Source organism: Candidatus Protofrankia datiscae (assembly GCF_000177615.2).
Classification (GTDB): Bacteria; Actinomycetota; Actinomycetes; order Frankiales; family Frankiaceae; genus Protofrankia; species Protofrankia coriariae.
In genome coordinates, this window is sequence record NC_015656.1 from 1,412,153 (window position 1) to 1,433,804 (window position 21,652).

A 21,652-nucleotide genomic window follows, 5' to 3' on the forward strand; every position below is an offset into this window, starting at 1 on the left:
AGGGGTGCCGGCCGTGGGCGCGGATCGCAAGCCAGGTGCTGGTTCGACCTGGTCCGGTCCGCGGCCCGGTGACGAGTTTGGTAAAAGCGTTCTTCGAATGTGTTGATTGAAGTGAGCTGTTGTTTCGGTTTCGCGTCCCGGGTGTGACGCAAGGTGATGGTGATCGATATCTCACTGTGTTCCGTCACCGTGTTCCCGGGGCTGCCCGGCCGTGGCTCCAGGCCAGGGGCCCGTACCGCCGAAAATTATGTGATCATGATGTCTCCGTGTTCGGGGAGCCTGTGAGCGCCGTCGTGAGAACGCTCCCCTTTTCGGGCAATACCGGACGTCGCCGTACCGGGCGGCTATGATTCCCACCGCGGACGTATCGTGCTCAATACGGATGAGTACGGTTGCAATCCGGCACTATCGGTTTTCGCCGGACGGCTTCTGTCAGTGGCCGGCTGGAGGACCCTGCGTGTCGCCGATAGTGAACATGCGTGTAACCTCGGAGTACTATCGTCGGCTGTCATGTGGGGTTGCGCGCGACCGACCGTCTTCCCTGCCGCCGTACCTACCAGCGGGTTTCCGTGTCGCGCGGACGTTCCCACGGCATCTCCCATGATTACCACCGCGGACGGCACGATCGACGCTCAGACCGCCCGCCCGGCCGACCATCCGGTGCTCGGTGCGGCTGGCCTGGCCAGCCCGGCCAGCCTGTATCGGCCGCTGACGGTGGCCGACACCGTCGAGATCCTCGCCGACGGCGCGGCGGACCTGCTCGCGGGCGGCACCGACCTGGTCCCCGCGCTGCGGACCGGCCGCCGCCGGCCGCGACGGATCATCGCCCTGCGCCGGGTCCTGGAGCTGCGCACCCGGGGCGCCAGCGCCGACGGGCTCATCATCGGTGCCGGTGTCACCTATCAGGACCTGGCCGGCTGGTCGCTGTCGCCCGGTCTCGCGGCCACCGCGCGGGTCGTCGGATCACCGCAGATACGCAACCTGGGCACGGTCGGCGGAGCGCTCGGCACGGCCGATCCGCGCGGGGATCTGCTGACCTTCCTCAGCGCTGCCGACGCCGAGGTCGTCCTGCGCAGCGTGCACGGCGCGCGGACGGTGATCGTCCCGTCCTACCTGGCCGAGGGGCGCGACCCGACCGAGCTGATCACGGCGGTCCGGCTGCCGCGGCCGTGCGGTCCCCAGGTCTACCTCAAGGTCGGCGCGCGGCAGGCCGCCTCGGCGACGGTCGTCTCGTGCGCGCTGGTCGTCGACCGGGTGCGGGAGCGGGTCGCGTGCGCGATCGGTGGGGTGGCGGGCCGGCCGGTCCGCCCGGTCGCCGCGGAGGACTTCGCCCGCGCGGGGGTCGACTGGGCGACGGGTACGGCTCCCCCCGACGTGGTCGCGGGCTTCGGCGAGCTTGTCGCCGAGGCCGTTCGCGCCGTGGACGATCCGCTTCCTGACGACCCGCGGGCGTCGGTGGCCTACCGCCGGCACGCCGCCGGAGTGCTGGCGGCGCGCGCCGCCGGACACTGCCTGTCCGGTCCGTCGCCGGTCCGGTCCGCGGGTGGACGGTGAGCGCGCCCATGAGCGAGCCCGCCTACCGGAACGCCTCGGTTGATGAGGACCCGGCGTGCCCGTCGCGCGATGCCGGGCCGCGGGTGTCCTACCAGCTCCACATCGACGGTGGCGTGCGGGAGGTGGCCGGCGCCTGGTTCGGGGAGTCCCTGCTGCGTGTGCTGCGTGACCACCTGGGCGTGCTGTCGGTCAAGGACGCCTGTGAGCAGGGCCGGTGTGGCTCCTGTTCGGTCCTGATGGACGGCCGGCTGGTGACGAGCTGCACGGTTCTTGCCGCGGACGCCGCCGACGCCCAGGTCACGACCGTGGCCGGGCTGGGTGTGGGCGGGCCGGCGCGGGCGGTGCAGGCTGCCTTCCTCGCCCACGGGGCTGTCCAGTGTGGCTTCTGCACGCCAGGATTCGTCGTCGCAGTCACCGACCTGCTGGCCCGGCGTCCCGACGCCGACGAGGACGAGATCCGCGAGTCGCTGGCCGGCAACATCTGCCGGTGCACCGGCTACGGGCGGATCATCGCCGCGATCCGGTCGGTCCAGGAAGCCCGCCGGCGACCGGGAGACACCCGCTGGCGGCCGGGAACAGGCCAGCGGCAGGGAACGGACCAGCGGCAGGGGACAGGCCGGTGACCGGGGACGGGCCAGCGGCCGGGAACCCGCCGCCAGCTCGGGACGGGTTGGCGATCGGGAACGGATCCGCGCCCGGAGACCGGCCCGCGGCCCACAACGGGCTGGCCGCCGCGCACGGGCCGGTGGCCGCGCACGGGCCGGCGGGCGGTGCGGAAGATCGGAACGATGATGAACCCGTGTCCGCCCGCTGACCACGTCGATCGGATGATCACCGACCGGACGCCGTCCGGCGCGGTATCCGCTGATCGAACATCCGCTGGCCAGGCGTCCGTCGACCAGGCAGCCAGTGACCAGGCAGCCAGCGATCAGGGGATGGGGATCGGGGCGTCCGTGCCACGCCCGGACGGGCCGGCCAAGGTCAGTGGTACCTTCCCGTACGCCGGTGATCTTGGTTTGCCGGGGATGCTGCACGCGCGGACGCTGCGCAGCCCCCATCCACGGGCCCGCATCCGCCGGATCACCACCGCCGCGGCCCGCCGGATGCCCGGGGTGGCGGCGGTCGTGACCGCGGCGGACGTGCCGGGCCGGGCCACCTACGGCCTGATCGTCGCCGACCAGCCGGTGCTCGCCGCCGACGTCGTGCGCTACCAGGGCGAACCGGTGGCGGCGGTGGCGGCGGTGGACGCCCGGACCGCCACGGCGGCGCTGGCCGCGATCGAGGTCGACTACGAGCCGCTGCCACCGTGGACCGACCCCGAGCGGATCGTGGCCGCCGCCCGCGGCCCCGGATCGCCGTCTCCCGCCAGATCGCCGAGTCCCGGCGGATCGCTGTGTGCCGGAGGGCCGCCGTGCCCGGACGGGCTGGCGGGTCCTGGCGCGTTCGAGTTGCTGCATCCCGACGGGAACGTCTTCCGCGAGATCCATCTTCGCCACGGTGACCCGGCGGCCCGCGGCGCGGTCAGCGTCACCGACTCCTACGTCGTGGGCATGCAGGATCAGGCGTTCCTCGGCTGCGAGGCCGCGCTGGCCGTGCCGACGGCCGACGGCGGCGTCGACCTGCGGGTGGCGACGCAGTGGCTGCACTCCGACCGTGAGCAGGTCGCGGCCTGCCTGGGTCTTGCCGAGCACCGGGTGCGGCTGGCCCTCGCCGGTGTCGGCGGGGCCTTCGGCGGACGCGAGGACATCACGCTCCAGATCCACGGCGCGCTGCTCGCGCTGGTCACCGGCAGCCCCGTGCGGATCGCCTACGACCGGGTCGAGTCGTTCCTCGGCCATCCGCACCGGCATCCGGCCCGGATGTGGTTCCGGCACACCGCCTCCCGGGACGGGCTGCTGGTCAGCGTCCAGGCACGTCTGATCCTGGACGGTGGGGCGTACGCGTCGTCGTCCCCGGCGGTGCTGACCAACGCGGTCACGCACGCCGCCGGGCCCTACCGGGTGCCCAACGCGGTGCTGGACGGCTGGGTGGTCCGCACGAACAACCCGCCGTGCGGGGCGATGCGCGGTTTCGGTGTCCCCCAGGTGGCCATCGGGCATGAGGCGCAGATGGACCGGCTCGCCGACGCCCTCGGCATCGACCCGGTGGAGCTGCGCCGGCGCAACGCGCTCGAACCGGGTGACGTGCTGCCCACCGGGCAGGTCGTGCCCGATCCGCTGCCGCTGCGGGAGATGATCGACGTACTCGCGGCCCGGCCGCTGCCACCGCCGGTCTCCACGCGGACGCCGGTGACGTCGCTGCCCGGCGGGCGCCTTGCCGCGGCCGACCCGGCCCGCGTCCGCCGTGGGGTCGGCTATGCGGTGGCGTACAAGAACCTGCTGTTCTCCGAGGGGTTCGACGACTATGCCACCGCCCGGGTGCGCCTGGAGGCCGGGCCGGACGGCGTGCCCCGGGCTGTCGTGCACAGCGCGTGCGCCGAGGTCGGCCAGGGCTTCGTGACGATCGCCGGGCAGATCGTCCGCACCGAGCTCGGCGTGGACGAGGTGGTGCTCGCCCCGGCGGACACCACCGCCGGCAGCGCCGGGTCGACCAGCGCGTCCCGCCAGACGTGGATGAGCGGCGGTGCCGTGCGCGCCGCCGCGGCCACGGTCGCCGACCGGCTGCTGGCCCGGGCGGCCCGCCGGCTCGGCCTGCCCGACGACGTCGCCGCGGTGCCGCGGCGACTGCTGACGCTGGCCGGCGGTGAGATCGTCGCCGGCGAGGCCGGGGTGCGCATGACGCTCGTGGACGCGCTCGCCGACGGGCCGGTCGAGGCGGTGGAGGTCTTCCGCCACCGGCGCACCCAGCCGCTGGACGCCGACGGCCAGGGCGACGTGCACGTGGCGTTCGCCGCGGCGGCGCACCGCGCGGTCGTCGACGTCGACGTCGACCTGGGGCTGGTGCGGGTGGTGTCGATGGCGCTGGTCCAGGACGTCGGCACGGTGCTCAACCCGCTGTCGCTGCGCGGGCAGGTCGAGGGCGGCACGGCGCAGGGGCTCGGGCTCGCGCTGATGGAGGAGCTGGTGGTGCGGGACGGGGTGGTGCGCAACCCGACGTTCCACGACTACGTGCTGCCGAGCTCGGCCGACGTCCCGGAGCTGGACTTCGTCGCGTTGAGCCATCCGCAGCCGGGGGCGCCCTACGGGGTGAAGGGGGCGGGCGAGGCGCCCACCTGTTCGGCGACGCCGGCCGTTGTGGCGGCGGTGCGCAACGCGGTCGGCCGGGACCTGCGCCGGGTGCCGATCCGCCCGCAGGACCTGTTGGGCCTTGACGATCACGAATCTGACGATCCTGAAGATGTCGGTGGTGGCCGATGATCGGGCCGGTCGAACCGCCGGAACGTCCTACCGTGCTGTGTTCGTCACGGGTCGTCACCCCGGACGGTGTCCGGCCGGCCGCCGTGCACATCAGGGACGGGCGGATCACCGCCGTCACACCGCCGGCGGCGGTGCGCGCCACCCCCGGCGTCACCGATCTCGGTGATCTCGCGCTGCTGCCCGGGGCGGTCGACACCCACGTCCACGTCAACGAGCCGGGCCGGACCGAGTGGGAGGGCTTCGCCACCGCCACCCGGGCCGCCGCCGCCGGCGGGGTCACCACGATCATCGACATGCCGCTCAACGCGATCCCGCCGACGACGTCGCTGGCCGCGCTGACCGCGAAGCGGGCCGCCGCCGACGGCCAGACATGGGTCGACGTCGGCTTCTGGGGCGGGATCATCGGCGCCGACACGCGCAACCTCGCCGACCTCTCGGCCCTGCACGACGCCGGGGTGTTCGGTTTCAAGGCATTCCTCGCGCCGTCCGGGGTGGACGAGTTCCCACACGTCGGGATGGACGTGCTCGCCGCCGCCACCGCCCACACCGCCCGGCTCGGCGCGCTGACCGTCGTCCACGCCGAGTCGCCGGCCGTCCTGGACGCGGCGCCGCCTACCGCCGGCCGGCGGTACGCGCGCTGGCTGGCCGCGCGCCCGCCAGCGGCCGAGACCGAGGCGGTCGCCGGGCTCGCCGCGCTGTCCGCGGCCACCGGCGCCCGCCTGCACGTCCTGCACCTGTCCGCGGCGGCGGCGCTGGACGACGTGCTGACCGCCCGCGACGCTGGAGTCGCGCTGACCGCCGAGACCTGCCCGCACTATCTGACATTCACCGCCGAGGAGGTTCCCGATGGTGCGACTGTGTACAAGTGCGCACCTCCGATCCGGGGGAGGACAATCGGGAGCGGCTGTGGCAGGGGCTCGCCGCGGGCCTGTTCACCGCGGTGGTGACCGACCACTCGCCGTCCACACCGGAGCTGAAGACCGTCGGCTCCGGCGACTTCGGGCCGGCGTGGGGCGGGATCGCCTCGGTGCAGCTCGGCCTGGCCGCCGTGTGGACTCAGGCCCGCCGCCGCGGCCACGACCTGGCCGACGTGGCCCGCTGGATGTGCACCGGCCCGGCCGACCTGGTCGGGCTGACGCACAAGGGACGGATCAGCCCCGGGGCGGACGCCGACCTCGCCGTGATCGATCCCGAGGGGTCCTTTGCCGTCGACCCGGCCCGGCTCGCCCACCGCCATCCGCTGACCCCCTATGCGGGCCGGACCCTGGACGGTGTCGTACGTGCCACCTACCTGCGCGGCAGGCGGGCCGACGGCGACCGGCCGCCGCACGGCAGGTTGCTGTCGCGATGACACCGGCATCCGACCGGGCACCTGATCGTTCAGGCCGTCCGGTTTCGGCGCGTCCGGATTCCACCCGGGCGTCCGGGTGCCACCTGAACGTCCGAGTTTCCAACGGTGGACGTCCGCCCGCACGGTCGCGGGCGTCCACCGGAGAAAGTCCGCAGAGAATCCGTAGAGAAGAGGATCCGTGAGCGACGCTCCCGATCTGACGAATCTTGTCGACCTTGCCGCGGCCCGGTTCGGCGGGTCGGTGGTGGCCGTCAACGACGAGTTCTTCGCACTCGCCGAACGGATGCTGCTGCCCGAGCCGCCGATCGCCCGGCCGGGGGTGTTCACCGAGCGTGGCGCGTGGACGGACGGCTGGGAGACCCGCCGCCGCCGTGACCTGTACGGCTCGGACTGGGCGATCATCCGACTCGGCGCGCCCGGCGTGGTGCGCGCGGTGACCGTCGACACCTCCCACTTCACCGGGAACGCCCCGGAGTCGGTGGAGATCCACGGTGCCACCCTCGGTGGCTACCCGTCCGCGGCCGAGGTCGCCGAGGCATCGGTCAGCTGGGTCGCGCTGGTGCCCAGGACACCGGTCCAGGCCGACGCGGTCAACGTCCTGCCGGTCGTGCGGGCCGGCCACACCCGCGTCACGCACCTGCGGCTGACCATCCACCCGGACGGCGGGGTGGCGAGGCTGCGCGTGCACGGCACGGTGATCCCCGACCCGAGGCTGCTCGACCGCGTCACCTCCGACCTGGCCGCGGCCTATCTCGGCGGGGTGGTCATCGCGTGCAGCGACATGCACTACGGCGACCGGCACAACCTCAACGCCTCCGGCGAGGCCCGGGTGATGGGGGAGGGCTGGGAGACCCGCCGCCGCCGCGGCGTGGGCCACGAGTGGGCCGTGGTGCGGCTGGCCACCGCCGGTCAGGTGATCCGGGCGGAGGTCGACACCCGGCACTTCCACGGCAACGCGCCCCGGTCGGTGGCCCTGTGGGCGGCATCCGCCCCCGAACTGTTCGGCAACGACGAGGTCTCGTCGATAGAGAAAATCACCCGCTGGTACCCGCTGCTGCCGCAGGTGCGGGTGCAGCCCAACACCCGGCACCTGTTCGACCTGGAAGTCCCGGTGGAGGCCACCCACGTGCGGCTGGAGGCGTTCCCCGACGGTGGGCTGGCCCGGCTGCGCCTCATCGGCACCCCGATCCAGACCGGACGCCAGCAGCTGGCGATGCGCTGGTTCAACGCGCTGTCCCCGGGGGCGGCCCACGCCGAACTTTTGGGCTGCTGCGGCTCGGAGGACTGGGCCGCCGCGGTCGGCGACGGCCGGCCGTACCCGACGCTGGCCGCGCTGCTCGACGCGGCCAGTAAGCACTGGTGGCAGCTCACCGAGGCGGACTGGCTGGAGGCGTTCACCGCGCACCCCCGCATCGGGGAACGCGGCGCCCCGCTGCCCGCGCCGACCACGTCCACCCGGGCCACCCTGGCCGGGATGGACGCCCCGCGCCGGGAACAGGCCGCCCTGGACAACGCGAGCCTGGACCTCAAGGCGGCGCTGGTCGCCGGCAACCAGGAGTACGAGGACCGCTTCGGCTACATCTTCCTGGTGCGGGCTGCCGGCCGCAGCGCCGAGGAGATGCTGGGGCTGCTGCGGGAACGGCTGGGCAACGACCCGGCCACCGAGCTGCGGGTCGCGGCCGGCCAGCAGGCCGAGATCACCGAGCTGCGCCTGCGACGCCTGATCAGCGGCCCGTGACCTGCCGCCCGTGACCGGCGGCCCGGCCGCTGATGGCCACGGGCGCCGGCCCGGGCCAGGCCGCGCCACCCACCGGTACCGCGTGCGAATGAGCATGGTCGCTGACGGTGAGAGAGGCATGATGCGGGAGTGACTGTTTCCACGCATGTGCTCGACACCGCCACCGGGGAGCCGGCCGAAGGCATCCCGGTCCAGCTCGAACGAATAATCGTGGGCTTCGGCGGCGACGTCCGCGGCTGGCGGTTGGTGACGTCCGCTGTGACCGACAGTGATGGGCGGGTGCGGGATCTGCCGGTTGAGGGGCCGGGGGCGTGGCGCCTGGTGTTCGACACCACGTCCCGTTCGGCGTTCTTCCCGGAGGTCGTCATCACCTTCGTCGTGACCGACCCCGGGCAGCACCACCACGTCCCCCTGCTGCTGTCCCCCTACGGCTTCTCCGCCTACCGCGGCACCTGAGGCGTTCTATGCCAAAGTTGTTTGACTACTAAGAGTAGTCAATAACTTGAGCATGAACGAGCATTACGAGCCGAGCACCGCGTGTGCGGGCAGACCGCGGGGTGGACGATGTGATCGGATGCTCGTGATCGGATGCGCTCATCCAGATGGTCGGTGGGTTCCCGGTGGGAGCAGGGCGGCAGCGATGATCGTCCCGCGGGTCAGGTCGGTTGCGGCCAGGTCGGCGTCGTCGAGGAGGCCCACGTCCAGTGCCCGTCGGAGATGACCGGCCAGCGCGCGGGCGGTCGCGGGCTCGTCGGCGACCGGGCCGGCCGTTGCGACCGGGCCGGTCGCGGCCGCGGTGCCGGTGCCGGCCCAGCGGGACAGCCGGGCCAGGGCGGTGGGCAGGCCGGTGAGCAGACAGGACGCCACGGTCGCGTGCCGGGAGACCAGCTGCGCCGGGTGCAGGTCCCAGCCCTGGTAGAGCCCGCGCCGCCAGGCCCGGCGGATCAGCTCGGCGTGTCGCAGCCAGGCCGCGTGCACCGCGGCGCGGTCACCGACCGGCAACAGGTTGCACGACCCGTCCGCCACCCGTATCCCGGTCCCGGCCGCCGCGAGCTGCATGAGCGCGGTGGCGAGCTCCACCGACGGATGGTCACCGGCCTGGTGCTCGGCGCTGATCCCCAGCGCCGCCGAGTAGTCGTAGGTGCCCACGTGCAGGCCGGTGAGGCGGGGCCGGCCCGCCGCCACGACCGCCGGCAGCGCCAGCACCGCCGCCGGGGTCTCGACCTGCACCTCCAGCGGTACGGGGGCGAGCCCGAGGCGCCCTTCCAGCTCCGCGAGGACGGCGCCGAACACGCTCACCTGCTGTGGCGCGCTCACCTTCGGCAGGGTGATCACCAGCCCGGGCGGCGCGGCGGCGCTGCCACCCGCGGCGAGCGCGGTCAGGAAGCGGTCCAGGCTGCGCAGCCCACGGTCCCGGACGGCCGCGTCCAGCGACTTCGGCCGCAGCCCGTAGGACGCCGGGAGCCGGCCCGCGGCGGCGGCCGCGCGCAGCGCCTCGGCCGAGGCGACGGCGTGGGCGTCCTCCTCGGCGTTGGCGCGGACGCCGTACCCGTCCTCGAGATCCACCCGGAGGTCAGCGACCGGCGAGCCGGCGAGTACCCGGCGGACATGGGCGTGGACCCGTCCGGCCAGGATCGCCGGGACGCCGGTCGCCGCCGCCAGGTCGGACGGCTCGCCGGCGTGCGCGTCGAAGGCGGCCCGGGCTGCGGCGGCCCAGTCCTCGGCGACGGTCACGGTCACCTGGTCGGCCGGCACGTAGCAGGTGTGCACCGGCTGGGCGGTGCCCGGATCCCCGGGGAAGCGGGCGGCCAGCTCGGCGTCCAGCCCGGCGAGCGGCGCGGTCAGCGCGGCGGTCAGATCCGCCGGCAACGTCGGCATGTCCCCAGTCTCACACCGGCCAGCGCCGCTGCGGGGGGCTGACGGCGTACCTGGTGGCGACGTTTCGACCAGTACGGTGAGGAGGTGGGCGCGGGCGAAGACGGGCATGGGAGCGGTCGCCTACCGTCCCGACGGGTGTGGTCCGCGCGCGCGTGGTGGTGCCGTCCGAGGAATGGGCGCCGGCTGGGGGATGTCGGCCTGGTCGGTCAGGACCCGGACGTCCGCTTCAGCCTCGCCAACGAACGGACGTTCCTCGCGTGGATCCGCACGTCGCTCGCCCTGCTCGCGGGCGGCGTGGCGGTGGTCCAGGTCGTGCCCGAGTTCAGCGTCCCCGGTGCCCGGCATGTTCTGGGCGTGCCGCTGATCGTGCTCGGCACTACCGTTGCCGCGACCAGCTACCGACGATGGGTGATCGTCGAACGGGCGATGCGGGAGCGGCGGTCGCTGCCGGTTTCGGGACTGCCCCGGCTGCTCGCTGCCGGCGTGGCGCTGGTGAGCGCGGCTGCGCTGATCTTCGTGCTGGTCGCCAGCCGAGGGGCACGGTGAGCCCTGCCGACGGCAGCGCCGCCCCGGGCGGCCCCAGGGCCTGCGGCGATCGGCCGATGGTGCCGGACCGCGCCGCGGGGGAGACACAACCGGAGCGGACCTACCTGGCCTGGCAGCGCACCGGGTTCGCGTTCGTCGGCTTGGGGGCGTTGCTCCTGCATGTCTCCTACGGCCACGGGAATCGTCCGCTGGGATGGGCCGCCGGCGCGTGGGCGCTCGGCGCTGGAGCGGCGGCGTGGCTGATCGGATCGAGACGCCACCACCGGGGCATGGCCGATGCGGGCAGCCGCTGGACGAGCCCGGCCGGAGCGCTCCGATGCGTGGCGCTGGCGGCTGTGGTGTCCGGTCTGGCTGCCCTCGCGTTCGTGCTGAGCTGAGCCCCGGTCGCGGACGGGAACCTGTGGATTCCGCGACAGCTACCTCGACTCGACCGCTCAGCCGGACGCACGGCCGTGGAAGTGCTCACTGGATCTCCTGCCGCCTTCCCGGTTGCACTGTCCGGTCGTCTCGCGGATGCCGCCGCCACCTGCCACACCACGGCCGGTACCAAAGCTCATCATACTAGCTATCATGCTAGCTAGTATGATAGCTAGTATGATGGTCGGTGAGGAGGGCGGATGCTCGACGCCGAGCTTGCGGAGATCGTCGACAACCTTCGCGCCATCGGTGCGGACATCGCGGATGTGGAGGTGAAGAAGGCGCAGGGTGGGCTGCCGAAGTCGCTGCGTGCGACCCTCTCAGGGTTCGCCAACACGCGAGGCGGCATGATCGTTCTTGGTCTGGACGAAACTCGAGGCTTCGCCGCGACAGGACTTCCCGATCCAGCGAGGCTTGCCGCTGATCTCGGCTGCATGTGTGCCGAGGACATGGAGCCTCCGTTGCGGCCGCTGATCAAGATTCATGACTTCGAGGGTGCCCAGGTTCTGGTCGCCGAGGTTCCCGAGCTCGACCCCGCTCAGAAGCCCTGCTACTCGCGTGGGGCCGGCATCACCAAGGGCAGCTACGTCAGAGTGGGCGACGGAGATCGTCGACTGTCGGCCTATGAGGTCCAGATGATGCTGTCCGCACGCGGTCAGCCCCGTGAGGACGAGCAGCCCGTCCATGGCGCCAGTCTTGATCATCTAGATGCGGTCGGCGTCGACGCGCTGATCGCACGACTGAGGATCAGCAGGCCATATGCGTTCCAGGATCTTGACCGGCTGGCGGTACTGCGCCGGGCCAAGGTGCTTGTGTCCGGAGACGGCGGCGATGATGTGGTCTCGCTGGGCGGGCTGCTTGCGCTGGGCAGGTATCCACAGGAGCATTTCCCGCAACTCGTGGTCACTTTCGTCCACTACCCGACCGAGACCGGCGGCCGGTCCACCGAGAGATTCCTGGATAATGTGACATTGGAAGGCCCGGTCCCGGTCATGGTCCGCGACACACTGGCGGTCGTCCGCCGGAACATGTCTCGCCGGGCGGTCATCGCGGGTGCGGGCCGGCAGGACGTCTGGGAGTATCCCGAGACCGCGCTGCGCGAAGTCATCGTCAACGCCCTGGTCCATCGTGACCTGTCCAGTGGCGCCCGAGGTACCCAGGTCCAGGTCGAGATGTACCCCGATCGCCTGGTGGTCCGTAATCCTGGTGGGCTTTTCGGTCCCGTCACGGTCGACAGCCTTGGTGAGGAGGGCATCTCCTCGGCCCGTAACGCCGCACTTATCAAGATTCTCGAAGACATACCACTGCCTGGTGAGACCCGCACTGTCTGTGAGAATCGTGGGTCGGGCATTCGCGCCATGCTCGACTCGCTGCTTGCCGCGGGCATGAGCCCGCCGGATTTCGACGACAGAATTTCGTCTTTCGCCGTCGTTCTGCCCAACCACACCTTGCTGAGTGAGGAGGCCGTCGGTTGGATCAGCGGGTTGGAGGAAAAGGGCCTGACCGACAGCCAGTGCATCGCGCTTGCGCTTCTGCGCCAGGATGGCCTCCTCGACAACCGCGCCTACCGCGACGCGACTGGCGTCGACTCCCGCGTCGCCACCAGCGAACTGCAGGATCTGGTCGCTCGTGAACTCGTCACGCAGATCGGAAGCCGCCGCTGGGCCAGATACGAGCTGTCCTGGCGAACGGCGCCGGCGAAAAGCCGGTCCGCCCGGGCCGACCGCAGACCGGAACTGCTCCTCGCCCTCGGCAGCAGGGCTCTTTCACGCTCCGAGCTCGTCACACGAACCGGTCTTGGTGATCAGGCCATCCTCCGGTGGCTGAAAATCATGCGAGAAGAAGGCCTGGTCGAAATCGTCGGCAGCAGCTCTAGGAGCAGACATGTGCGCTACCGTCGCACACGCCAGGGCCAGCTTTTCCGCCCCGAAGATACAGATCGTGACTGATCACTCCCACGCGTAGGTCTGTTACGCAGGTCCGTAAGGCGGACCGCGGGCGGTGGCGATCGCCGGAGGTGACGGCACGCCTCACTGGCGGCCCGATCCTCGACGACGCTCGCGGCCATCCGGCACGTAGCAGGTGTGCACCGGTACGGCGGTGCTCGGATCTCCCGGGAAGCACGCGGCCGGCTTGGTGTCCAGACCGGTGAGCGGCGGGGTCAGTGTAGCGGTCACATCCTCCGGCAGCGTCGGCATGCCCCCGGTCTCACCCCGGCCCGGTCCCCGTCCACCGCGGGAGCTGCTGTCGAGTGGGGCGCCAGCGGGTGCGGAACGTGTGCGGATGTGCTGGCAGAACTTGTACTGGTAGCTTCGCAGAACATGTACTTACAGGCCCGCAATTTATGTACTGACAGCCCCGCAGACTGTGTAGTGTCGCTGTATGGCCACGTCAAGGTATGTCCCACGGATCGCCGACGGGCGCCTGGCAGGCCTTCTCGCCGAGTTGCCCGCTGTCATGGTCACCGGCCCGCGCGCGGCAGGGAAGACGACGTCCGCCCGGCGAGTTGCCGGAGACGTTCTGCGGCTGGACGACCCCGCGGTCGCCGCGGCGGTCGCCGCGGATCCAGACGTGGCGCTGCGCCGCGCCCATGAGCCTGTCCTCCTTGACGAGTGGCAGGAGGTGCCGGCGGTCCTGGGTGCGGTCAAGCGGGCAGTCGATGACGACCCTCGTCCCGGCCGGTTCCTTCTCACGGGTAGCGTCGAAGCCGACTTCACCACGCGCCAGTGGCCCGGGACGGGGCGTGTCGTCCGGCTGGTGCTGCACGGGCTCACCGAACGGGAGATCACCCGCTCCATCGATCAGCCGGGCCTGCTCGATCTGCTGCTGGGCCCGGACATCTCGCGCCTGAGCATTGCCGGTACACCCCCGAGCCTGGACGACTACGTCGACCTCGCGTTGAGGAGCGGCTTCCCCGAAGCCGCGCTGAACCTGAGCGCACCCGCGCGGCTCGCCTGGCTGGACGCCTATGTCGATCATGTCGTCACCCGGGACGTGCTAGCGGCGGGGAAACAGCGTGATCCCGTCCGGCTACGCCGTTACCTCGAAGTTCTCGGACTCGCGACAGCAGGGCTTCCCGGCGAGGGCACGCTTTACCAGGCCGCCGACATCAACCAGCGGACCGCGGACGCCTACGACCGGATTCTGACTGCCCTCTACCTGATCGATCTCGTTCCGGCGTGGTCGACGAACCGTCTGAACAGGCTGACCAAACGGGCAAAGCGGTACCTGGCCGATCCCGCGTTCGCGCTCGCCGCCGCCCGGGTGGACGAGCGGAGTGTGCTGCGTGACGGAGACCTGCTCGGCGGAATGCTCGACACCTTCGTCGTCGCTCAGCTCCGACCGGAGGTGACCCTTCTCCACCCACGTGCCCGGCTGCACCACCTCCGCTCCCGTGACGGTCAGGAGGTCGATGTCGTCATAGACCTCGGAGGAGGCCAGGCGATCGCGATTGAGATCAGGGCGTCCTCGGCGCCGACGGTTCGGGACGCCCGCCACCTCGTGTGGCTCCGTGACCATCTCGGCCAGGGCTTCCGCGCGGGAGTCGTGTTCCACACCGGTCCGATGCCTTTCGAGCTCGGCGACCGGATCTGGGCGCTGCCCATCTGCGCTCTGTGGGCGGCCCGAGCGGGATAGCCGGGCCCGGCGCCGGCGCCGGCGTGCCCGTGGTCGCGACGTGTTCCGGAAGCCGGATCGTGAACTGGTCGGCTGCTTCCGACGATGCCGCTGAACGCACGGTGGGGAGCGTTCGCCTGCCAGGCGGACCCGATTTTCAACGTCATGGCTCCGCTCATCGACATCCTTTCTCGGCCGGGAATCCGTGTGGTCGTCCGGGATTTTCCGGCGGACGTGTGCCGAGGATGGGCCAGGATGACATGCCCATCGGGCATCCAGGTGGATCGGCCCGGGAACCGTCCGGTATGTAAGCGGTTGTACGCTCTGGGTTGATGGGCCCGAACCCTGCCCACGTCCTGCCGCCGCAGACTCTGCTGCCACAGATCTTGGCGTCACAGATCCTGGTGCCGCGGATGCGGCCGGGCTGGCCGGCTCGTCCTCCGCACTTCGTCGGATGGATATGTGCATGTGCCCTGGTGAGATGTTGTCGGCGATCGACGCGACCGCCCCACGGTGCGTTTCACGCTTGTCTGGCAGCAGCCGACAGGCTGCCCGATGAGCGAGCGAACGGCCATCTCCCGAAGCCGGGAGGAACCGGTCCGGCGGCTGATGAAGGAGTGCCTGGACCGTTCCGACGAGGCGCGGAACCGCGACCTGCCGATTGTCCTGCTGCTCGGGCCCCCGGGCATCGGCCGGAGCGCCGTGCTCGACGAGATCGAACGATGGTGCGCGGCCGTGCCGCACGTCCGGCTGAATCTGGGCGGAACGGGACGGCAGCCGGCGCCGGGGCGTGACATCTCCCCGGCCCGCGAGATCCTGGTCCGGACCGCTTTCGGTCTTGCCGGGAAGGTGCCCGGTTATCGGCGTATCACTTTCGACCGGCTGTACACCTGCCTGCTCATCCTGGCCAGCGAGCTGGAGATGAACGATCGCATCCAGACCCTGTACCAGATCACCAGGCTGCTGCGCGACCGGACCTGGGCGGAGCGCAACCGTGACGACATCATCAGGATTGTCAGCCCCGTGCTCGCCTCGTTGGAACTGCCGGATGTGGCGTCCGCCGCGGTGACCGTCCTCGCCTCCATGCAGTGGCGGGCCCGGCTGGGCGGTCGGCGGACATGGCCCTTCCAACGGGCGGAGCGCTCGCGGCGGACCGCCGAGCCGATCAGCCCGGACGCCCTGGCCGACCTGGTCGCGCTCCAGGGCGCCGACGACGAGTCGCGCCAGGAGGTGGAGCGGCTGCTGGTGAAGATGTTCCTCGCCGATCTGTACGACAGTTTCGCTGCCGGCCGGCAGGCCGGCAGCGACCTTTTCAACTGCGTTCTGCTGCTGGACAACGTCCACCATTCCCCCGGCGGCAGGGAGTTTCTTCACCTGCTCGTGGAGGAACGCCATCAACGGGCTTCGGAGGGCGCCGGCACCTGCGATCCACTGGTCGTGATCGCAGCCAGCCGGGGGTGGAACCCGGTCCGCGACGGCACCCCGGGGGGCCGGATACGCCCGCTCGACGCGGCGGGTTACGCGGACTGGGCCCGCGGCCGGCGCGCGGACGCGCACGAAGCGGGGTCATGGTGGTATCGGTGGAATTACCCGACCTCACGGCGAACGACGTCAGCCTGCTGGTCAGACGCGCAGACCTGCCCGACCGGTGGCGCCGGCTGGCAACGGACCTCCATCGCGTCACCGACGGTCATCCAGGAACGGCCAGCCATGTTCTGCGAGGGTTACGGATCGTCGCCCGTCGGCGTCCACCGGAACAGGCGGAGGAGAACAGCCGCTGCCTGTTGGAAATCGAAAGCGGGGAGCGCGGGCCCGGCGCCGCGCGCCGCACGCTCGGCAGGGATGCTCTGGACCACTGGCTCGCCCCTTTCACGGAGCTCCAGCGGAAGATGCTGGTCACCTGTGCCGCACCACAGGGTATCGAGCCCAGTTCGATACATGCGGCGCTGGGCCGGACGTCCGATATCCAGCATCGGCAGGCCCTGTTACAGAATCTTCAGGAGAACATGTGCACGCGGGAGACCGCCGGCAGGCCGGTGCTCCGCCCGGTGCTGCGGCGCCTGTTGTTGCAGGACCTGCGCGCCCGTCCCGATGACGACCGGGACAGCTGGCGGAACGTCCACCGTCGGATGCGGGACCATTACCGGCAGCCTCGACCGGGCGGCGGCCCGGGACATGTGACGGCGGCGCTTTACCACGAACTCGCCATCGATGAGCTGACCCCGGTCGTGGAGCATGTACGGGCCAGCCTGGCGACGATATCGCCCGACGGGCGGTGGGACGGCCACCAGTGGTGGAACGAGCTGGCCGGGATTACCCGGGCACCGCTGTCGCCGACGGCCATGGCCGCGCTGGCCACGTCCAATCCCATGGAGGAACTGGGGCCGTGGTGGCGCGGGGGACCGGACGTCCATGTCGCTCGCCTCGTACTGGCCCGTTGGCTGGCCACCGAGCCGTCCGCCCACGAGTCCGTACTTCACGAAGCCCAGATTCCGGGCGCTCTCAACGCGTTGGCCGTGGTTCCGGAATACGAGCATGCCTACAATTTTCTGCTGAATCTGGCGTGGCGATATCAGCGCGGCGAACGACCGGCCGACCGCACTGACCCGGAGGTGTGATCCGCGACCATGCCCAACAACAGCCGACCCCGTTGGCGGCGACGCTTCCAGCGTCACGAGCCGGAGCCCGGTGTCATCACCCCGCCCGTGATCAGGACGCGGCGGCGCCGCACGTTCATCCTGCTGGGGGCCGCCCTGGTAGTTCTGCTCGGGGTGCTCGCTTTTGTCTTCGTGCCGCCGGTGCTGTCGGATGACTGCGGTGCGGGTGTGGTGCGTCACGACGGCGAATGTGTCGGGGTCACCGACGGCGGTTACATTTTCGCTCGGGAGCTCGGGAGCTCGGGGACGTCGAAAAAGCGATCAGAGAAGAAAACGACTGGGTCGCGAAGCGGCACGACCGGGTGAGCGTGTCCGTCGCCTACGTCTTCCCGCTGCGGCTCGACGGTACGGACGTCTCCGACGTGCGGTCGATCCGGCGTGACCTGGAAGGAGCGTTCGCCGCCCAGTACGCCGCCAACCACGACACCGCGACCGAGCAGCCGCTGATCCGGCTGCTGCTGGCCAACACGGGCACCGACGGCGCCAGGTGGGAGCCGGTCGTCGACGCTCTCGCGAAACGTGTCGCCGGGAAGGACCGTCTGGTGGCGACGGCCGGCCTCGGGCCGAGCCTGGGCGCCACTCGAGACGCGATCCGCCGGCTCGGGGAGCTGGGCATTCCGCAGATCAGCGCCACCATGACGTCGGACGACCTGGTGGAGATCCCGACGCTGCGGCGGGTCGCCCCGCCGAACCACGTCGAGGTGGCAGCCGTCATCGACCACGCGCGAAGGACGGGCAACCGGGCGATGCTGGTCCAGGACACGAATCCCGACGATCTCTACCCCAGGACCCTTGCCGACACCTTCAGCAGCAGGTATCCGGACACGGTGAACCATCTTGTCGGTCAGGTCGAACAATACAATTCGAAACTGGGCGCGACGGCCACGACATTTGTCCAGATGCTGCCGAACATCTGCAACGAACGACCCGGTATCGTGTATTTCGCCGGCCGGTCCTCGGAACTCAAGGACTTCCTCAAGGTACTGGCCAGGCGTAACTGCGGGGATGACCACATCACGGTGCTGACCGGTGACGACACCACCGGCCTTGAGGGCGACAGGTCGCTCGACCAGGCGCTGGCCGCGAACATCAGTGTCATGTTCACCGCGCTCGCGCATCCGGGCGCCTGGCAGGCCCCGGACAGCGGTTCCTTCTTCAACCGGACGACAGTCGCTCGATTTCAGGACCCCGCCGGCGTTTTCCACCGGAGTTTCCCCAACGAGTCGCTGGACGACGGTGAGGTGATAATGTCGCACGATGCCGTCCTGGTGGCCGTCACCGCGATCAGGCAGGCGGCCATCGGCGGCCATCTCCAGGTCACCCCGGCCGATGTCGAGCAGACCCTGAACCGGTTGCACGGCAGCCTGAAGGTCGCCGGGGCCAGCGGCTACCTCTCCTTCGACAACGCCGGAAGCCCGACGGGGAAGCCGATACCGCTGCTCGAGCTCACCCCGGGCGGGATGCTGGCCTTCCGGGAGCTGTTGCCGCCGCCGGCGGCCTGACGGCGCACCGTGGACGCCTGAACGGCCATGGCCGTAACCGCCCGTTCGGCAGCGGAGCCACCTGCCGGAGGGACGGTGTCATGTACCGTTGCCGGTGTCCTTGGCGCCAGCGTGACCTATCACCGTCCCGGCCCGGTCGATGACGATCACCTCGACCCGCACGGCCGCCCCGCGCAGCACGTCGAGCGCGGTGCGGCAGGCGTCCGCCGCGATGAGGTCGCCGAGCGGGACGCCGGCGGCCAGGCAGGCCCGCAGCGCGCCCAGCGCGGTGTTCGCCGTCTCGACTCGCCTGGCGAGTTCCGCGTCGCCGCCGGCGGCGCGGGCCAGCGCCGCGAGGGCGGCCAGGTCGACCTGGGAGCGCCCGGAGTGCAGGTCGAGATGACCGGCGGCGAGCTTGGCGAGCTTGCCGACGCCGCCGACGATGGTCAGGTGCGGGATCGGGTGGCGGCGCAGGTACTTCAGTACGGCGCCGGCGAAGTCGCCCATGTCGAGCAGTGCGTCGTCGGGCAGGCCGTGCAGCCGGCGGGCCACCTCCTCGGAGGTGCTGCCGGTGCAGGCCGCGACATGCCGGTGGCCGGCGGCGCGGGCCACGTCGATGCCGCGCCGGATGCTGTCGATCCACGCCGAGCAGGAGTAGGGCACGACGATGCCGGTGGTGCCGAGGATCGACAGGCCGCCGATGATGCCCAGCCGCGGGTTCCAGGTGTGTCGCGCGATCTCGGCCCCGTTGTCGACCCCGATCGTGATCTCCACGTCGACGTCCACGGCACCGTCCGTGTCGCCGTGGGCGGTGTTGCCGTGGACGGTGTTGGCGGTGTTGGTGTTGGCGATGTTGGTGTGGGCGGCGGCGACCACCGCCATCGCGGCACGCATCATCCGTCGCGGCACCGGGTTGATGGCCGGCTCGCCGACGGCCAGCGGCAGGCCGGGCCGGGTGACCGTGCCGACTCCCGGGCCGGCGCGGAACACCACACCGGCCCGGGGCGCGGCCGGTCGGACGCGGGCGTGCACGAGGGCACCGTGGGTGACGTCTGGGTCGTCACCGGCGTCCTTGACGACGGCGGCGGTGGCGGCGCCGGACGTCAGCTCCTCCCGGGCCAGGGCGAAGGCCGGCCGCTGACCACCCGGCAGGGTGATCGTCACCGGGTCGGGGAACTCACCGGTGAGCAGCGCGGTGTAGGCGGCGGTGGCCGCGGCCGTGGCGCAGGCGCCGGTCGTCCAGCCGTAGCGCAGCTCGCCGGCCTGGCGGCTCCCACGGCGCCCGGCGGGCTCCGTCCCGCTCATAGCCGTCCCGCTCGTAGCCGTCCCGCTCGTAGCCGTCCCGCCAGGCCTGGCCGTCTTACCAGGTCAGGACGGGCGGGCCGGCGATGAGCGGGCGGGTGCTGGTGCTCGGTGGCACCGCGGAGGGCCGGCGGCTCACGGAGAAGCTGGCCGAACTGCCCGGCGTGGAGGTGGTCTACTCGATCGCGGGCCGGGTGGCCGCGCCCGCCCTGCCCACGGCGGCACAGATCCGGGTGGGCGGGTTCGGCGGCGTGGACGGCCTCACGTCCTACCTGCGGGATGCCGGGATCGCCGCGGTGATCGACGCGACCCATCCCTACGCCGCGCTGATGACCTCCGCTGCGATTACAGGGAGTAAGGCGGCCGCGGTGCCGCTGCTGGTCGTGCGCCGGCCGGGCTGGCCGGAGACGGATGGCGACGACTGGCACCGGGTGCCGTCGCTGGCCGCCGCCGCGGCCGCCCTGGGCGGCTTCGGGGAGCGGGTGTTCCTGACCACGGGCCGGTCCGGGATCGCCGCGTTCGCCGGATCGGATCGGCACTGGTTCCTCCTGCGTTCGATCGAGGCGCCGTCACCCCCGATGCCGGCGCGGATGGACGTCCTGCTCGAACGTGGCCCGTTCACGGTAGAGGGGGAGACGGCGCTGATGCGCGGGCATCGGATCGACGTCGTCGTCACCAAGAACAGCGGCGGCCTGCTGACCGCGGCGAAACTGGTCGCCGCGCGTCACCTGGGCCTGCCGGTGCTGATGGTGGACCGGCCGCCGCTGCCGCCCGGCACGCCGGCCGTGGCCACCGTCGAGGACGCCGTCGCCTGGCTCACCCGACTGGTCGGGGCGACCGACCGGTCATGCACCGGGTGACGACATCGGATGAAGACGCGGGGTGACGACCGTCCGCCGGTTGTCGCCGAGGGTCCCCGACCTGGCCGCCCAGCCGGACTGGTTGGCCCGGTCAGCCGGTGTCGGGGCGTCGGACCGGCCGGCTTGGCACTCGTCCGGTACGGCGTTCGGCTGGCGTGGTCATTCGTTCTCGCTCGCGATCGCGTTGACGGCCGCCGCGGCCATGGCGCTGCCGCCGCGGCGGCCGTGCACGACGAGGTGCTCCAGCCTGCTGGGATGCTCCGCCAGGGCCCGTTTCGACTCGGCGGCTCCGATGAACCCGACCGGGACGCCGATCACCGCCGCGGGCCGGCCGGCGCCGGACTCGACGAGCTCGAGCAGCCGGAACAGCGCTGTCGGGGCGTTGCCCACGGCGACCACAGCGCCGTCGAGACGGTCCCGCCAGAGGTCCACCGCGGCGGCGGTGCGGGTCGTGGCGAGCTGGTGGGCGAGGCCCGGTACCCGGGAGTCGGACAGCGTGCAGATCACCGGGTTGTCCGCGGGCAGCCGGGCGCGGGTGACGCCCGCGGCGACCATCCGGGTGTCGCACAGGACAGGTGCTCCCGCGAGCAACGCGGCTCTGGCCGCGTTCACCACGCCGGGTGAGTAGGCCAGGTCGGCCACCAGATCGACCATTCCACAGGAATGGATCATCCGGACGGCGGTGCGGGCGACGCCGTCGGGCAGGCCGGTGAGGTTCGCCTCGGCCCGGATCGTGGCGAACGAGCGGCGGTAGATCTCGGCGCCGTCACGGACGTAGTCGCTCACCGGCCGCCCTGCGCGGTCGGGAGCCACCCGGTGAGCCAGCCGTGGCCCGGTGAGGCAGATCGGCAGCGGGTGTCCGCCACAGCCAGCAGGTCCGGGACAACGGCTGCGCGT

Annotated in this window: 16 protein-coding genes and 1 pseudogene; 14 read left to right on the forward strand and 3 right to left on the reverse strand. The window is 71.6% G+C overall.

Going from position 1 to position 21,652, the window contains the following annotated elements:
- The first annotated feature begins 600 nt into the window (after positions 1 to 600).
- The 6 genes and pseudogenes from FSYMDG_RS05840 (at position 601) to uraH (ending at position 8,455) form a co-directional block, all read left to right on the forward strand.
- Complete coding sequence (locus FSYMDG_RS05840) at positions 601 to 1,554, forward strand: FAD binding domain-containing protein (protein ID WP_013872668.1); 954 nt, start codon at positions 601 to 603, stop codon at positions 1,552 to 1,554.
- Positions 1,555 to 1,562: 8 nt separating this feature from the next.
- A complete protein-coding gene (locus FSYMDG_RS05845) occupies positions 1,563 to 2,177 on the forward strand; it encodes a (2Fe-2S)-binding protein (RefSeq protein ID WP_013872669.1) in 615 nt (204 codons plus the stop codon).
- A 312-nt stretch (positions 2,178 to 2,489) separates the two neighbouring features.
- The gene (pucD, locus tag FSYMDG_RS05855) at positions 2,490 to 4,910 is read left to right on the forward strand and encodes a xanthine dehydrogenase subunit D (RefSeq protein WP_131773870.1); all 2,421 of its coding nucleotides are present in this window, start codon (positions 2,490 to 2,492) and stop codon (positions 4,908 to 4,910) included.
- A pseudogene (gene allB, locus FSYMDG_RS05860) lies at positions 4,907 to 6,261 on the forward strand (allantoinase AllB). Before pucD ends, allB begins: the two are co-directional and overlap by 4 nt.
- Positions 6,262 to 6,439: 178 nt before the next feature.
- Entirely contained in the window at positions 6,440 to 7,999 is a 1,560-nt protein-coding gene (locus FSYMDG_RS05865) for an allantoicase (RefSeq protein WP_013872671.1), read from the forward strand.
- 129 nt (positions 8,000 to 8,128) lie between these two features.
- Entirely contained in the window at positions 8,129 to 8,455 is a 327-nt protein-coding gene (uraH, locus tag FSYMDG_RS05870; protein ID WP_013872672.1) for a hydroxyisourate hydrolase, read from the forward strand.
- A 138-nt stretch (positions 8,456 to 8,593) separates the two neighbouring features.
- On the opposite strand, the gene FSYMDG_RS05875 is transcribed toward uraH, so the two are convergent.
- A complete protein-coding gene (locus FSYMDG_RS05875) occupies positions 8,594 to 9,877 on the reverse strand; it encodes a DUF6986 family protein (protein WP_013872673.1) in 1,284 nt (427 codons plus the stop codon).
- A gap of 135 nt (positions 9,878 to 10,012) precedes the next feature.
- Here FSYMDG_RS05875 and FSYMDG_RS05880 point away from each other — a divergent pair, with 135 nt between their 5' ends.
- From FSYMDG_RS05880 to FSYMDG_RS05910, 7 genes are all read left to right on the forward strand, one after another.
- A complete protein-coding gene (locus tag FSYMDG_RS05880; RefSeq protein WP_013872674.1) occupies positions 10,013 to 10,423 on the forward strand; it encodes a YidH family protein in 411 nt (136 codons plus the stop codon).
- Complete coding sequence (locus FSYMDG_RS05885) at positions 10,420 to 10,800, forward strand: DUF202 domain-containing protein (RefSeq protein ID WP_013872675.1); 381 nt, start codon at positions 10,420 to 10,422, stop codon at positions 10,798 to 10,800. The genes FSYMDG_RS05880 and FSYMDG_RS05885 overlap by 4 nt, the downstream gene beginning before the upstream one ends.
- Before the next feature lie 240 nt (positions 10,801 to 11,040).
- On the forward strand, positions 11,041 to 12,789 hold the full coding sequence (locus FSYMDG_RS05890; RefSeq protein ID WP_013872676.1) for an ATP-binding protein: 1,749 nt from the start codon (positions 11,041 to 11,043) through the stop codon (positions 12,787 to 12,789).
- 433 nt (positions 12,790 to 13,222) lie between these two features.
- Positions 13,223 to 14,476, forward strand: a complete 1,254-nt coding sequence (locus FSYMDG_RS05895; RefSeq protein ID WP_013872677.1) for an ATP-binding protein — start codon at positions 13,223 to 13,225, stop codon at positions 14,474 to 14,476.
- Positions 14,477 to 15,010: 534 nt separating this feature from the next.
- Complete coding sequence (locus FSYMDG_RS25200) at positions 15,011 to 16,636, forward strand: hypothetical protein (RefSeq protein ID WP_131772242.1); 1,626 nt, start codon at positions 15,011 to 15,013, stop codon at positions 16,634 to 16,636.
- Positions 16,633 to 17,073 (forward strand): hypothetical protein, encoded by a 441-nt coding sequence (locus tag FSYMDG_RS25205; protein WP_043603071.1) that lies wholly within the window; start codon positions 16,633 to 16,635, stop codon positions 17,071 to 17,073. Before FSYMDG_RS25200 ends, FSYMDG_RS25205 begins: the two co-directional genes overlap by 4 nt.
- Before the next feature lie 341 nt (positions 17,074 to 17,414).
- A complete protein-coding gene (locus FSYMDG_RS05910; RefSeq protein WP_050803349.1) occupies positions 17,415 to 18,614 on the forward strand; it encodes a hypothetical protein in 1,200 nt (399 codons plus the stop codon).
- A gap of 78 nt (positions 18,615 to 18,692) precedes the next feature.
- On the opposite strand, the gene FSYMDG_RS05915 is transcribed toward FSYMDG_RS05910, so the two are convergent.
- Positions 18,693 to 19,898: a cobalt-precorrin-5B (C(1))-methyltransferase gene (locus FSYMDG_RS05915; protein WP_013872678.1), complete on the reverse strand. Its 1,206-nt coding sequence runs from the start codon at positions 19,896 to 19,898 to the stop codon at positions 18,693 to 18,695.
- A gap of 83 nt (positions 19,899 to 19,981) precedes the next feature.
- Here FSYMDG_RS05915 and FSYMDG_RS05920 point away from each other — a divergent pair, with 83 nt between their 5' ends.
- Positions 19,982 to 20,755 (forward strand): cobalt-precorrin-6A reductase, encoded by a 774-nt coding sequence (locus FSYMDG_RS05920; RefSeq protein ID WP_013872679.1) that lies wholly within the window; start codon positions 19,982 to 19,984, stop codon positions 20,753 to 20,755.
- A 159-nt stretch (positions 20,756 to 20,914) separates the two neighbouring features.
- Here the strand turns inward: FSYMDG_RS05920 and FSYMDG_RS05925 are convergent, their stop codons facing one another.
- On the reverse strand, positions 20,915 to 21,541 hold the full coding sequence (locus FSYMDG_RS05925; RefSeq protein WP_013872680.1) for a precorrin-8X methylmutase: 627 nt from the start codon (positions 21,539 to 21,541) through the stop codon (positions 20,915 to 20,917).
- Positions 21,542 to 21,652 lie beyond the last annotated feature (111 nt).

What these genes read in the sequence shown, in the direction of transcription:
- FSYMDG_RS05875 (WP_013872673.1), bottom strand. Translation starts at nt 9,877, where the DNA reads ATGCCGACGTTGCCGGCGGATCTGACCGCCGCGCTGACCGCGCCGCTC.
- FSYMDG_RS05890 (WP_013872676.1), top strand. Translation starts at nt 11,041, where the DNA reads ATGCTCGACGCCGAGCTTGCGGAGATCGTCGACAACCTTCGCGCCATC.
- FSYMDG_RS05895 (WP_013872677.1), top strand. Translation starts at nt 13,223, where the DNA reads ATGGCCACGTCAAGGTATGTCCCACGGATCGCCGACGGGCGCCTGGCA.
- FSYMDG_RS25200 (WP_131772242.1), top strand. Translation starts at nt 15,011, where the DNA reads ATGAGCGAGCGAACGGCCATCTCCCGAAGCCGGGAGGAACCGGTCCGG.
- FSYMDG_RS05840 (WP_013872668.1), top strand. Translation starts at nt 601, where the DNA reads ATGATTACCACCGCGGACGGCACGATCGACGCTCAGACCGCCCGCCCG.
- pucD (WP_131773870.1), top strand. Translation starts at nt 2,490, where the DNA reads ATGGGGATCGGGGCGTCCGTGCCACGCCCGGACGGGCCGGCCAAGGTC.
- FSYMDG_RS05915 (WP_013872678.1), bottom strand. Translation starts at nt 19,898, where the DNA reads ATGAGCGGGACGGAGCCCGCCGGGCGCCGTGGGAGCCGCCAGGCCGGC.
- FSYMDG_RS05920 (WP_013872679.1), top strand. Translation starts at nt 19,982, where the DNA reads ATGAGCGGGCGGGTGCTGGTGCTCGGTGGCACCGCGGAGGGCCGGCGG.
- FSYMDG_RS05845 (WP_013872669.1), top strand. Translation starts at nt 1,563, where the DNA reads ATGAGCGAGCCCGCCTACCGGAACGCCTCGGTTGATGAGGACCCGGCG.